Below are 12,191 nucleotides of genomic sequence, written 5' to 3' on the forward strand. Positions count from 1 at the left end.
TGGGGGGGGAGGGGGGTTCAAACAACCAAGGCTGGGGGGAGGCCCAACGGGAGAAAAAAAAAGCCCCTGCCAACAACGGGGGGGGTGGTTCCGCCGACGCGGGCGGGCCCCCCCCCCCGGCGGCCCCCCCTCGTCCGTCTTCCGCTCGCCTCTGGGCTCCCTTACGCGCCGCTCGCCCCGAGCATCTCCTCGCGCTCCACGATCTTCACGCGCTCACGGCCCTGCGGCTCGCCCAGCGCCTTCTCGGCGGCGTCCAGCCGGTACCAGCCCTCCCAGGTGGTGTACCGGACCTGCCGCTCGGCGAGGAAGGCCTCGACCGCCTCCGGTTCGGGAGTGGCGGGGGTGAGCAGACGCCCCTCGGCGTGGTCGGCCAGCAGGTTGGCGACGGTCTCGTTCGCGTCGCCCTTGGTGTGGCCGATCAGGCCGATGGGGCCGCGCCGGATCCAGCCGGTGACGTACGTCGAGGCGAGGTGCTCGCCGTTCTCGATGACCCGGCCGCCCTCGTCGGGCACCGTGCCGGACTCCACGTCCCACGGCAGCTTGGGCAGTTCGTCGGAGAGGTAGCCGACGGCGCGGTAGACGGACTGGACGTCCCAGGTGGTGAACTGCCCGGTGCCCTTGACGTTGCCGGTGCCGTCCAGCTCGGTGCGCTCGGTGCGCAGGCCGACGACCTTGCCGTCCTCGCCGAGGATCTCGGCGGGGGACTCGAAGAAGTGCAGGAACAGCTTGTGGGGGCGGTCGCCGATGTCGCGGATCGCCCAGTTCTCGAGGGTCTTGGCGACCATGTCCGCCTGCTTGTTGGAGCGGCGGGTGGTGATCGAGCCCTCGTCGTAGTCGATGTCCTCGGGGTTGACGATGACCTCGATGTTCGGCGAGTGGTCGAGCTCGCGCAGCTCCATCGGGCTGAACTTGGCCTGCGCCGGACCACGGCGGCCGAAGACGTGGACCTCCAGGGCCTTGTTGGCCTTGAGGCCGTCGTAGACGTTCGGCGGGATCTCGGTCGGGAGCAGCTCGTCGGCGGTCTTGGCGAGGATGCGGGCGACGTCGAGGGCGACGTTGCCGACGCCGAGGACCGCGACCTTCTCGGTCTCCAGCGGCCAGGTGCGCGGCACGTCGGGGTGGCCGTCGTACCAGGAGACGAAGTCGGCGGCGCCGTAGGAGCCGTCGAGGTCGACGCCGGGGATGCTGAGAGCCCGGTCCGCGGTGGCGCCGGTCGAGAAGATGACGGCGTCGTAGAAGGCGTGGAGCTCGTCGAGCGAGATGTCGTTCGGGTAGTCGACGTTGCCGAAGAGGCGGACCTGCGGCTTGTCGAGCACCTGGTGCAGGGCGGTGATGATGCCCTTGATGCGGGGGTGGTCGGGGGCGACCCCGTAGCGGATGAGGCCGAAGGGCGCGGGCATCCGTTCGAAGAGGTCGATGGACACGCCGGGGTCGGCCGCCGCCTCGGACTTCAGCAGCGCGTCGGCCGCGTAGATACCGGCGGGGCCGGCACCGACGATTGCTACCCGCAGAGAGCGAGGCATGACTGGGTTCCCTTCGACCGACAATCTGACTGATCAAGGAAACCCTAAACTAAGGCCACCCTAACCCGGCACCCGCCCCCGGGTTATGACCCCATAATCGAATCTTATGACTTGCCAAAGGCAGGCTTTTGGCCGGCCGGGCCTCCCCCGCTGACGTGCGACGACGCCCGCGGCTCAGGCCTCGTACTGGGTGAGGTCGATGCTGTGGAGGCTGAGCCGGTCCCCGGTCCGCGGGTCGGTGGCCTGCCCGTCCTCCTCCATGCCGAGCTTGCGGATCACGTTCGCGGACTCGTCGTTGCCGAGCCGGTTGACGGCGACGACGCGGTCCAGACCCCGGTCCTGGAGGGCGAACTCCAGGACCGTCTGGGCCGCTTCGGAGGCGTAGCCCTGGCCCCAGAAGGGCCGGCCCAGCCGCCAGGTGATCTGTACCTGGTGCCGGGTCTCGGGCAGGTCGTCCGCGGCCGACAGTCCCACGGCCCCGATCAGCTCGCCGGAGGCGAGGAGCTCGACGGCGAACACGCCGAAGCCCTCGTCGTCCCACTCCTCCTCCCAGCGCTCGATGGCTTCGGCGGTCCGCTCCAGGTCGAGGCCGGAGCCGTCGCCGATCCAGCGCATCACTTCCGGGTCTGCGTTGATCTCCGAGAGGGGGACGAGGTCGTCGTCGGTCCAGCGGCGGAGGAGGAGGCGGGGGGTGCGGATCTCAGTCATGCGCACATCCTGCCGAACGGGGTCCGACCAGGGGTAATCGGCCCACTGCCCGGCGCCCCGCTCCGGGCGCGGTGATCGCGTCGGCCTCCGGGGTCAGTCCGGCAGGCCGGTGCCGCAGCGGGAGCAGTAGCGGGCCCCGGAATCCGTGGCGAGCCGGCCGCAGTCCGGGCAGACCCGGTGCAGCAGGCAGGCCGTCTCACCGCCCTCGGCGGCGTCGCCCGGCCGCCCGGCGGTGCCGATGCCGAGGCCGGGGCGCCGGGTGTGGACGGTGAGGTACGTCAGCCCCTGCGGGCCGGCGGTCAGGGAGCGCCGGGCGCCGCGCGCGAGCCAGCAGGCGGTGTGGGGGCGCAGCGCGTGCGAGCCGTCCTCCGTGTCGATCCGCCCGCCGCCCTCCACCACCACGAGCAGGACGTCGAGGGCGGGCTCGGCGTGCTCCGCGATGGCCGCGCCCGGACGGAGCCGGATCAGGTTGGAGTCCAGGCCGCGCCCGGTTCCGGTCAGCCGCCACAGGGCGCCGGTCGCGTCGGCGGGGGCTCCGGCGATCACCTCGTCGAGGTCCGTCAGGATCCCGGTGAGCTGAGGATGCGTCGTCATTGCTGGTCCTTCCCTGCCTGGAGCACGTGCCTCCGCAGTCATACACGATCAGGGTCGGCCGTTTCCGGCCTATCCGCTCTTTGCACTCCGACTGCCCGGGGTCCCGGCGGCCGCACCCCGACGGCCGCCTTCGTCCGTCCGGGCGATAAGGTCGTGTCCGGATTGCGTCGGCCCCACCCGGATCGGACGCGAGGCCCGGCCGGCGGTCGATCACCGCCCGGGCGCGGCCGCTCCCGCCTCCCTGCCCCGCCCGTACCGGAAACCTGCCCCGCATGCACCCCAGCACCACCACCGCCGCTCCCGCTCCGGCTCCCGCCCCGCGCAGGCGCCTCATCACGCCCCGGGCCCCGGCCCGCCCGAGCGCGGCCGCCGCCTTCCACAGCGTCAGCGCCGCGACCACCGTGCTGCTGGGCCTCGTCGCGATCGGCGCGGTGATCCACGAGCCGGTACTGATACCCCCGCTGGCCGCGAGCGCGGCGCTGGTGCACAGCGCGCCCACCCTGCCCCTGGCCCAGCCGCGCGGAGTGGTCATCGGGCACCTCCTGGGCGCGGCGGCCGGCTTCGCGGTGCTGGCCGTGGCGGGCAGCAGCGCCTGGGCGGCGGCCCTGGCCGCCGGGCTCACCCTGGCCCTGCTGACGCTGGCCCGCACCCCGCACTCCCCGGCGGTGGCCACCGCCGTGGTGACGGTGCTCCAGACCCCCGACCCGGCCCGGTTCGTCCCCCTGCTCCTCGGGTCCACCGTGCTGCTGGTCCTGACCGGATACGCCGGTTCGCGCATCCGCCGCACCGCGCCGAGGTACCCCGCGTACTGGTGGTGATCCGCTGGCGCGCCTGCGCCGCGGCGAGGGGGCGCGGGCGCTACTCCTTGTGGTGTGGACATTTCTACGAAGGACGTCTTCGGGGCCCCCTGCTGGGTGAGCCTGATGGCCCGTGACCTGGAGGCGTCCCAGCGCTTCTACGGGGCGGTCGTCGGCTGGAACTTCCGGCGGGCCAGGCTCGGCTCCGCCTTCTCGGTCGCCGTGATGGACGGCGTGCCCGTCGCCGGCATCGGGGCGCTCGCCACGGACCTGGCGGTGGCGGTGGCCTGGACCCCGTACTTCGCGGTCGACGACGTCGACGTGGCGACGGCCCGGGTCCGCGAGCGCAGCGGCACGGTCGGGGTGGGCCCGGTCTCCTTCCCCGGGGGCGGGCGGGCGGCGCTGGTCGCCGATGTGGACGGCGCGGCCTTCGGGGTCTGGCAGGGGCCCGTCTCCGCGGGCTGGCGCGTGGGGGTGGGACCCGCCCCGGCGTGGCTGGAGCTGCGGACCAGGAACGCGTTCGACGCCGCGTTGTTCTACGGCGAGGTGCTGGAGTGGGCCACGGGCCGCGAGGGGTGCTGCGAGGTCTCGTACGAGGACGAGCGGGTCGTCCTGCGGCAGGGCGGCGAGCCGGTGGCCCGGCTGGACAGCGGCCCCGTGGAGCAGGGCGCCTACACCCCGCACACCCGGCCCCGCTGGCACGTCCACTTCCGGGTGGCGGACCTGGATTCCGCCGTCGAATGGGCCCTCGACCTCGGCGGGCGGGCCGTTTCGGTGGTCACGACGGACGGCGCCGACCGATCGATCGCGCTCCGCGACCCGGACGGCGCCCTGTTCACGCTCACGGAGCGGGTCGCGCCGCCCGGTCCGCGGGACGGCGCGCGCTGACGGGGTCCGCTCGCCGGTCCCCGGGCCCGCGGGGACACTGGGTCCTGGAGGAGGTACGCGATGGACCCGGTGGCGGCGCTGGACCGGATCGCCTTCCTGCTGGAGCGCGCGCAGGCCCCGACCTACCGGGTACGGGCCTTCCGTACCGCTTCGGCGGCCGTGGCTCACCTGGGCGAGCGGGAGACCGCCGAGCGGGCGGCGGCGGGCTCGCTGGAAGCGGTGAAGGGCATCGGACCCAAGACGGCCAAGGTGGTGCGCGAGGCGCTGGCCGGGGGGATCCCCGAGTACCTGGGCGTCCTGGAGGAGGAGGCCGCGGCGATGCCGCACGGCCCGCCCGCCTCCCCCGCCGCCACCGCGCTGCGCGCCGCCCTGCGCGGGGACTGCCATCTGCATTCGGACTGGTCGGACGGCGGGAGTCCCATCGAGGCGATGGGGCGGGCGGCCGCGGAACTGGGCCACGAGTGGGCGGTGCTGACGGACCACTCGCCGAGCCTGAAGGTGGCCCGGGGCCTGTCGCCGGAGCGGTTGCGCGAACAATTGCGGGTGGTGGCGGAGCTGAACGAGGCGTGGGCCCCTTTCCGGCTGCTCACCGGCATCGAGTGCGACATCCTCCTCGACGGCTCGCTCGACCAGGAGCCGGAGCTGCTGGAAGGGCTCGACCTGGTGGTGGGCTCCGTCCACTCGAAGCTGCGGATGGAGTCGCCCGCCATGACGCGGCGGCTGCTCAAGGCGGTGCGCAACCCCCTGATGGACGTCCTCGGGCACTGCACGGGACGGCTGGTGACCGGCCGGACCCGCCCCGAGTCCACCTTCGACGCCGAGGCCGTCTTCGCGGCCTGCGCGGAGTCCGGCACGGCCGTGGAGATCAACAGCCGTCCCGAGCGGCTCGACCCGCCCCGGCGGCTGCTGCGCCTGGCCGTCGAGGCGGGCGCCCTCTTCGCGATCGACACCGACGCGCACGCCCCCGGCCAGCTGGACTGGCAGATCCTGGGCTGTGAGCGGGCGGCCGAGTGCGGGGTGCCCGCCGAGCGCGTGGTCAACACCTGGCCCGCGGACCGGCTGCTCGCCTGGACGAGCTCCGGGTAGCGGGCGGCGGTACGTCAGCGCCAGGCCGGCCTGGACCGCCGCGGCGCTGGCGCAGAGCACGGCCGTGGCTCCGTACCAGGGCTCGCCGAGCAGGGTGAACCTCGCGCGCCGGTCGTCGTGCGTCATGGGAATCGCATGCTCCGTCACATTCGGCGGCACCCGCCCCACTGCGCCGTTCGAGGCGCGCGAACGGGGGACGCCCCGGCGTGTCCGCGCCCCGTGCCGGACACGCCGGGGGCCAAGACGGCCCGGGACGGCGGGCCCGCGTCACAGTGGCCCGACCGACCCGTCGAGGAGGGGGCAGCCGTGCCGGATCCCCGGCCCGCCCGCGGCGCGGGCATCCGCCTTCGGCCGCTGGGCGCGCTGCTGCCCGCGCTGGTCCTGCTCTGCGCGGCCGGCTCGGGGCCGCCCGCCGCCGTGGCCGTGGCCGGGGTGGCCGAGCAGCGGCCCGTGGTCCGCACCGCCGAGGGACCCGTACGGGGGCGCGCGCACGGGGCGTACGACACGTTCCAGGGAATCCCGTACGCGGCACCGCCGACCGGTCCGCTGCGCTGGCGGCCGCCGCGGCCCGCGCCGCACCGGACGGGGGTGCTCGACGCGGGGGCGCCGGGGGCCGCCTGCGCACAGTTGCCGGCGCTCGGCCCGGGCGGGCCGGCCGGCTCGGAGGACTGCCTCTTCCTGAACGTCACCGTCCCGGCGGGGCGGGGACGCGGCCGGCCGGTGATGGTGTGGTTCCACGGCGGCGGCTTCCGCTACGGCTCGGCGGACACGTACCGGCCGGAGCCGCTGGCGGTGCGGGGCGACGCGGTGGTGGTCACGGTCAACTACCGGCTCGGCGTCTTCGGCTTCTTCGGCCACCCGGAGCTGGGCGGCGCGCCGGACTTCGGGCTCGCCGACCAGCAGGCGGCGCTGCGCTGGGTACGGGCGAACGCGGCCCGCTTCGGCGGTGATCCGGAACGGGTCACCGTGTTCGGGGTGTCCGCGGGCGGGCTCAGCGTCTGCGCGCACCTGGTCTCTCCCGGCTCGGCGGGCCTGTTCCAGCGGGCGATCGTGCAGAGCGGGTCCTGCTCGACGACCACGCCGCCGTACTCGGTGCTGCCGACGGTGGGCACGTACGAGCCGTTCGTGCCCGAGGAGCGCACGGTCTCGGCCGGTGCGGCCGCGGCCGGCGCGCTCGGCTGCGGCGGCCGGCCGGCGGGCCGGGTGCTCGACTGCCTGCGCGGGCTGGAGACGGGGCGGCTGCTGACGGCGGAGCTGATGGAACGGTTCTCCGGCGTCGCGTACGGCAATGCCCTGCTGCCGGCGGAGCCCGCCCGGGCGTTGGCCTCGGGGCGCTTCCACCGGGTGCCGGTGGTGCAGGGCGGCAACCTCGACGAGATGCGGCTCTTTCTCGCGCAGACCCTGGCGGTGTATCCGGTGGAGGGGGTGGAGGGCTACCGGAAGCGGCTGCGGGTCTCCTTCGGTGCGGCGGCCCCCGCCGTGGAAGCGGCCTACCCGCCGGGCCGCTTCGCGACGCCCGCTCTGGCCTGGGCCTCGGTGCTCTCCGACGCGTCCTTCACCTGCCCCACACTGCGCGACAGCCGTGCGCTGGCCCGGCACGTGCCGGTGTACGGCTACCTGTTCAGTGACAGGACGGCGCCCAATTCCACCGGTCTGCCCGAGCCGGCCGGCTTCCCGTTCGGCGCGGCGCACGGCTTCGAACTGCCCTACCTGTTCACGGTGGTGGAGCTGACGGAACCCCAGCGCGCCCTGGCCGACCGGATGGCGGGCTACTGGACGCGCTTCGCCCGCACCGGTTCGCCGAACGCGCCGGACTCCCCCGTCTGGCCCCGGTTCGCGCCGCCCGCCCCCTCCGTGCTGGGCCTGGCGCCGGGCGCGGGCGGCATCCGGCGGATCGACGCGGCGGCAGCGCACCACTGCGCCCTCTGGGACGGCCTATCCTTCCCCGCCTCCCCGGCCGCCGGGGCGACTCCGTGAGGCCCGGACCGGGCGGGCGCCGACGGCTCGCCGAGGGCGCCGGAACCGACCGGGCCGCCCCCGGGCAACCGCCCCTGGGGCCGGGGTTCAGAGCCGGACGTTCCAGGCGGCCGTGGAGGTCAAGGCGCGGGCGATCTCGGGATCGCGGACCGAGGGGGTGCGGTCCCGCACGCTCACCGACAGCCTGTGGCCGCGCAGGTCCAGCAGCCACAGCTCGGCCACCCGGACCTCGCCGCGCCCCGCGAACCGCTTGAGCTCCCGGCCGTCCAGGTACCAGCGCACCTCCGGCTCGCGCCCGTCGGCCCCGTACAGGCGCGGGACGGCCACCTTGGCGGCGTCGCCCAGGCGCAGGGTGCGGTCGGTGGGGGTGAGCGGGGTCGCCAGGCGGGCGTGCCGGTGGAAGCCGGCGATCATCGCCTCGATGCCGGGAAGGTTGAAGGGCTTGCCCAGGACGCGCATCAGGGAGTTGTCCGTGGGCCGGTAGAGGCCGGTGACGTAGTAGCCGCCGCCCTCGTACGCGCCGACGGTGCCGCCGTCGGGGGAGGTCTCGCCGAGCCAGCGGTGCCACTTGGCCCGCTCCCGGGCCATCCGGGAGGCGTCCAGGGTGGAGGTGTTGAGGTCGGCGGGCTCGCGGCCGGTGTACTTCTCGTAGCCGGGGACGCCCGGGTAGAAGTACTCGTCGGCGAGCTTGCCGAGGGAGTGGCCGGTCTCGTGGATGGCGACCTGCCCGGACTTGGGGTGGCCGGCGGACGCGGTGGAGATGCCCTCGTAGCCGAGGGTGGCGCTGGGCTCGTTGTATCCCGCGCCGCCGTACTTGGCGCTGTTGGCGAGGACGATCACCAGGTCGGCGGCGGGCGCCTTGGCGACGTACGCGTCGACCTTGGGCTGGTCCACGCAGAGCAGCCGCTCGATGGACTCGCACCAGAAGGAGGAGCCGAGCGCGGTGTCCCGGACGGTGTCCCGGGCCGGGTCGCCGGAGACCCCGGACTGGGCGGATACCGCGTCCACGGTCCACACGTTGAAGAGGTCGCGGTAGGTGGTGTACGGCTCGACGGCCGTGACCTCGGCCCATTTGGCCCGGGCGTCGGTGTGGAAGCGGTCCAGCTCGCCCTCGGTGTAGCCGTCGCCGATCACGACCACGTCCAGCCGGTCCGCGGTGGGGCCGTTGTCGATCATTTTGGTGACCCGGCCGTCGGCGGCGCGTGCCGCCTCGGAGAGGCGGGGCGCGGCCTTCGCCCGCCCGGCCGCCGGTACCAGGACGTGGCCGGATCCGGCGTCGCCCCCGTGTTCCGGCCCGGGTATCTCGACCTCCACGCCGGTCGGGTGGGGCGGGTCGGCGGCTGCCGCGGGCGTGACGGCGGCGGCCAGGAGAGCGGCGCTCGCGCAGGCCGCCGCGAGCGCCGTGCGCAGGGCCGGCCGGACGGTTCGCCTCATGAAGTCCTCCGTGGGGAAGGGAGTGGGGGGCACGGTTAAGCAAGTGGTTAAGTCAGCTGAACCGGCTGCTTAAACTAGGCGGCGGGCGAGGCGGTACGCAATGGCCGACTGCCGTTGAATACTGGGGAGTTGAGACACCCAGGGTGACAACAGGGGGAGTTCATGGACGAACCGGCCGAGATCGGACGCCGGGTGCAGCGGCTCCGCGCCGAACGCGGGCTCACGCAGCGGCAGTTGGCAGAGCCGGCGTACACCCCGGCGTACGTGTCCACCCTGGAGGCGGGCAAGGTGCGGCCCTCGGAGACCGCGCTGCGCTTCCTCGCGGAACGGCTCGGCACCTCGTACGAGGAGCTCGCCACGGGACGCCCGGCTCACCTGGCCACCGAGCTGCGGCTCGCCCTGACCGACGCCCAGCGCATCCTGGCCACCGGCTCGGCACAGGAGGCCGCGGCGCACTTCCGGCGGCTGCTGGCCGAGGCCGAGCGGCTGGGCCTGGCCGACGAGCGGGCCGAGGCTCTGCTGGGGCTCGGCGACTGCGCGCTGGAGTCCGGCGAACTGGCCGAGGCCGCGCGTCACTTCGAGGCGGCGGAGCTGCTGCTGGCGGACGAGCCGCTGCCCCGGCGGGCCCGGCCGATCCGGGGACGCGCCGTCGCGCACCTGCTGGCCGGGGAGCTGCGGTACGCCTGCTACCTGCTGGAGTCGGCGATCGACGCGCTGAACTCCGGCGGACTCGGGGACCCGGAGGCGCTGGTGCTGCTGTACTCGGCGGTCATCGGCCCGTACATCGACATGGGCGCGCACGCCCGCGCGGCCCATGCCGCGGAGCTCGCGCTGGCGCTGGCTCCGCAGGTCGGGGATCCTGCGCTGGTGGCGGGGATGCACCGGCAGGTCGCGCGGACCTTCCTGACCGAGGGCCGGGTGGCCGATGCCGACGCCTCCCTGGCCAAGGCCCAGGCCGTCTACCGGCAGCTGCGGCTGCGCACCGATCTGGCGCACTGCCACTGGATGCGCGGCTACGTCCAGGCGCAGCACGGGGAACTGGGCGCGGCGGAGCGGGAGCTGCGGATCGCCCGCGAGATGCTGACGGCGCGGCGGGCGGCGCTGTACACCGCGCAGGTGGAGGTGGAGCTGGCCGATGTGCTGCGGCGTCTGGGCCGGTACGAGGAGGCCGCCGAGCTGGTGTCGGGGCTGCTGGAGGAGGGGTCGGACCCGGGGGCGGTGCACGCGGGCGGCGCGCACCGGCTGCTGGGGCTGATCGCGCAGGAACGCGGGGACACCGAGGCCGCCGAGGAGCACTTCGTCCGGGCGCTGGCCCTGCTGGAGCGCAGCGGGGCGGGCGGCGACCTGGCGGACCTGTGCCGGCTGCTGGGCGACCTGCTGCGCCGGTCGGGGCGTACGGAGGCGGCGATGGACGCCTACCGCACCGGACTCGGGTACCGCTCCGCGCCCGGCACGACCACTCTGGGGCCGGCTCCGGCCGCCCCGGCGCACATGGCACCGCTCCCGGCGCCGCGCTGAGGCGGTGCGGGAGCGGTGCTGGCGTGCCGCGGGAGCGGTGCGGGGGCGTCACGCGGTCGCGGCGGTGCGGGCGTGACGCGGTCGCGGGGCGGGCGGGTCAGTGGTTCTCGGTGGGCTCCAGGTCGCGCGGGATCAGCGCCCAGGTCGTGGCCGCGGCGGCGACGGCCAGGGCTCCGGCCATCAGGAAGGCCGGGGTGATCGCCAGGGTGTAGGCCTGTGAGGCGGTCTCCAGGAGGGCCTGGCCGACGGCGCCGCCGAGCCGTTCGGCGGTGTGCGCCGCCTCGCCGACCGAGTCCCGTACGGCGCTCGCGGCCGGGCCGTCCAGGTCGAGCACCGGCAGGTTGCCCCGGTAGAGGGCGGCGGCCGTGCTGCCGAGGATGGCGACGCCCATCGCGGAGCCCAGTTCGTAGCAGGTCTCCTCGATGGCGGCCGCGCTGGAGACCTGGTCGGCGGGCGCGGCGGAGACCAGGATCACGGAGGCCACGGTGGTCGCGATGCCGGCGCCCAGCCCCATCACGGTGAGCCCCGCCGCGAAGGCCGGATATCCGAGCTCGGTGAACTGCTGGACGGTCCAGGGCATCGCCATTCCGGCCGCGAGGACCACCAGCCCGGCGCCCAGTACGTGCCGGATCGGGTAGCGGTGCATCAGCGCAGGGGCCACCAGCGAGGCGCAGATCAGCGCCAGCGGGGCGGGCAGCAGGCGCAGCCCGGCCTCCAGCGGGGTGTAGCCCTGGCCGTACTGGAACCACTGGGTGACGAGGAAGAGGATCGCGCCCATGCCGACCATCGGCAGGAAGATCGCGGTGGCCGCGACGCTGAAGGCGGGCTTGGTGAACAGCCGCACCTGGAGCAGCGGCTCGTCCAGGCGCAGCTGGCGGCGGACGAACACGGTGAGCGCGAGGGCGGCGACGGCGAACAGGGCCCAGGGCAGCGGGTCGGCGATGCCGCTCTTGCCGAGCTGCTTGGTGCCGCCCGCGAGGGCGAGCATGCCGACGATCGACTGGCCGACGCCCCACCAGTCCCACCGGCCGGTGCCGCGCGGGGCGCGCGATTCGGGCAGGTAGCGCAGACCCACCGCGACGATGAGGGCGGCGACGGGGAGGTTGAGGAGGAAGGCGGAGTGCCAGCCGTGGTCCTGGACGAGGAGCCCGCCGACGACGGGGCCGAAGGCCATGCCGCCGCCGAACACGGCGGCCCAGACGGCGAGGGCGAAGGCGCGCTCCTTGGCGTCGGTGAAGACGCTGCGCAGGATCGACAGGGTGGCCGGCATGATCGCCGCGCCGCCGACGCCGAGGAGGGCGCGGGCGGCGATCACGTGCCAGGCCTCGGTGGAGAACACGGCGATCAGCGAGGCGGCGGAGAAGATGGCGAAGCCCGCCATGAGCAGCCGCTTGCGGCCCCAGCGGTCGCCGAGGGCCCCGGCGGTGACCAGCAGCCCGGAGAGGGCGAGGGCGTAGACGTCGATGATCCACAGCTGTTGCACGGCGCCGGGCTGGAGGTCCGCGACGAGCGAGGGGAAGGCCACGTTGAGGATCGTGGTGTCCATCGAGATGAGCAGGAGACTGCCGGAGAGGATCGCGAGGACGATCCAGCGGCGCGGGTCCTGCGTGGGGGTGTGCATGGGATTCCGTTCGGGGTAGCGCACGGGAGGGAGCCGCCCGGCGGG

The 12,191-nt window shown here is 74.6% G+C and carries 10 protein-coding genes; 5 read left to right on the forward strand and 5 right to left on the reverse strand.

Annotation, left to right across the window (positions count from 1 at the left end; translation table 11 throughout):
• Nucleotides 1-161 precede the first annotated feature (161 nt).
• The 3 genes from ACZ4WZ_RS16655 to ACZ4WZ_RS16665 all read right to left on the reverse strand — a co-directional run bounded on the left by ACZ4WZ_RS16655 (nt 162) and on the right by ACZ4WZ_RS16665 (nt 2,825).
• Entirely contained in the window at nt 162-1,523 is a 1,362-nt protein-coding gene (locus ACZ4WZ_RS16655; RefSeq protein WP_467890703.1) for an FAD-dependent oxidoreductase, read from the reverse strand.
• A gap of 174 nt (nt 1,524-1,697) precedes the next feature.
• On the reverse strand, nt 1,698-2,231 hold the full coding sequence (locus ACZ4WZ_RS16660) for a GNAT family N-acetyltransferase (protein WP_467890706.1): 534 nt from the start codon (nt 2,229-2,231) through the stop codon (nt 1,698-1,700).
• Between the two features lie 93 nt (nt 2,232-2,324).
• Nucleotides 2,325-2,825: a hypothetical protein gene (locus tag ACZ4WZ_RS16665; protein ID WP_467890709.1), complete on the reverse strand. Its 501-nt coding sequence runs from the start codon at nt 2,823-2,825 to the stop codon at nt 2,325-2,327.
• A gap of 272 nt (nt 2,826-3,097) precedes the next feature.
• Between ACZ4WZ_RS16665 and ACZ4WZ_RS16670 the strand changes: the two genes are divergently transcribed.
• The 4 genes from ACZ4WZ_RS16670 to ACZ4WZ_RS16685 all read left to right on the forward strand — a co-directional run bounded on the left by ACZ4WZ_RS16670 (nt 3,098) and on the right by ACZ4WZ_RS16685 (nt 7,573).
• Complete coding sequence (locus tag ACZ4WZ_RS16670) at nt 3,098-3,643, forward strand: HPP family protein (RefSeq protein ID WP_467890712.1); 546 nt, start codon at nt 3,098-3,100, stop codon at nt 3,641-3,643.
• 105 nt (nt 3,644-3,748) lie between these two features.
• Nucleotides 3,749-4,510: a VOC family protein gene (locus ACZ4WZ_RS16675; RefSeq protein WP_467890890.1), complete on the forward strand. Its 762-nt coding sequence runs from the start codon at nt 3,749-3,751 to the stop codon at nt 4,508-4,510.
• Nucleotides 4,511-4,570: 60 nt separating this feature from the next.
• Nucleotides 4,571-5,596 (forward strand): PHP domain-containing protein, encoded by a 1,026-nt coding sequence (locus tag ACZ4WZ_RS16680; RefSeq protein WP_467890715.1) that lies wholly within the window; start codon nt 4,571-4,573, stop codon nt 5,594-5,596.
• A gap of 306 nt (nt 5,597-5,902) precedes the next feature.
• Nucleotides 5,903-7,573, forward strand: coding sequence for a carboxylesterase/lipase family protein (locus ACZ4WZ_RS16685; RefSeq protein ID WP_467890718.1), 1,671 nt, complete (start codon nt 5,903-5,905; stop codon nt 7,571-7,573).
• Between the two features lie 87 nt (nt 7,574-7,660).
• Here ACZ4WZ_RS16685 and ACZ4WZ_RS16690 read toward each other — a convergent pair whose 3' ends face one another.
• The gene (locus tag ACZ4WZ_RS16690) at nt 7,661-9,007 is read right to left on the reverse strand and encodes a M64 family metallopeptidase (protein ID WP_467890721.1); all 1,347 of its coding nucleotides are present in this window, start codon (nt 9,005-9,007) and stop codon (nt 7,661-7,663) included.
• Between the two features lie 162 nt (nt 9,008-9,169).
• Here ACZ4WZ_RS16690 and ACZ4WZ_RS16695 point away from each other — a divergent pair, with 162 nt between their 5' ends.
• Nucleotides 9,170-10,525: a helix-turn-helix domain-containing protein gene (locus tag ACZ4WZ_RS16695; protein ID WP_467890724.1), complete on the forward strand. Its 1,356-nt coding sequence runs from the start codon at nt 9,170-9,172 to the stop codon at nt 10,523-10,525.
• Nucleotides 10,526-10,622: 97 nt separating this feature from the next.
• Here ACZ4WZ_RS16695 and ACZ4WZ_RS16700 read toward each other — a convergent pair whose 3' ends face one another.
• Entirely contained in the window at nt 10,623-12,146 is a 1,524-nt protein-coding gene (locus ACZ4WZ_RS16700) for an MFS transporter (RefSeq protein ID WP_467890726.1), read from the reverse strand.
• Between the last annotated feature and the right edge of the window lie 45 nt (nt 12,147-12,191).

This window comes from Streptomyces sp. NPDC029122 (genome assembly GCF_055569445.1).

What these genes read in the sequence shown, in the direction of transcription:
- ACZ4WZ_RS16655 (WP_467890703.1), bottom strand. Translation starts at nt 1,523, where the DNA reads ATGCCTCGCTCTCTGCGGGTAGCAATCGTCGGTGCCGGCCCCGCCGGT.
- ACZ4WZ_RS16660 (WP_467890706.1), bottom strand. Translation starts at nt 2,231, where the DNA reads ATGACTGAGATCCGCACCCCCCGCCTCCTCCTCCGCCGCTGGACCGAC.
- ACZ4WZ_RS16665 (WP_467890709.1), bottom strand. Translation starts at nt 2,825, where the DNA reads ATGACGACGCATCCTCAGCTCACCGGGATCCTGACGGACCTCGACGAG.
- ACZ4WZ_RS16670 (WP_467890712.1), top strand. Translation starts at nt 3,098, where the DNA reads ATGCACCCCAGCACCACCACCGCCGCTCCCGCTCCGGCTCCCGCCCCG.
- ACZ4WZ_RS16675 (WP_467890890.1), top strand. Translation starts at nt 3,749, where the DNA reads ATGGCCCGTGACCTGGAGGCGTCCCAGCGCTTCTACGGGGCGGTCGTC.
- ACZ4WZ_RS16680 (WP_467890715.1), top strand. Translation starts at nt 4,571, where the DNA reads ATGGACCCGGTGGCGGCGCTGGACCGGATCGCCTTCCTGCTGGAGCGC.
- ACZ4WZ_RS16690 (WP_467890721.1), bottom strand. Translation starts at nt 9,007, where the DNA reads ATGAGGCGAACCGTCCGGCCGGCCCTGCGCACGGCGCTCGCGGCGGCC.
- ACZ4WZ_RS16695 (WP_467890724.1), top strand. Translation starts at nt 9,170, where the DNA reads ATGGACGAACCGGCCGAGATCGGACGCCGGGTGCAGCGGCTCCGCGCC.
- ACZ4WZ_RS16700 (WP_467890726.1), bottom strand. Translation starts at nt 12,146, where the DNA reads ATGCACACCCCCACGCAGGACCCGCGCCGCTGGATCGTCCTCGCGATC.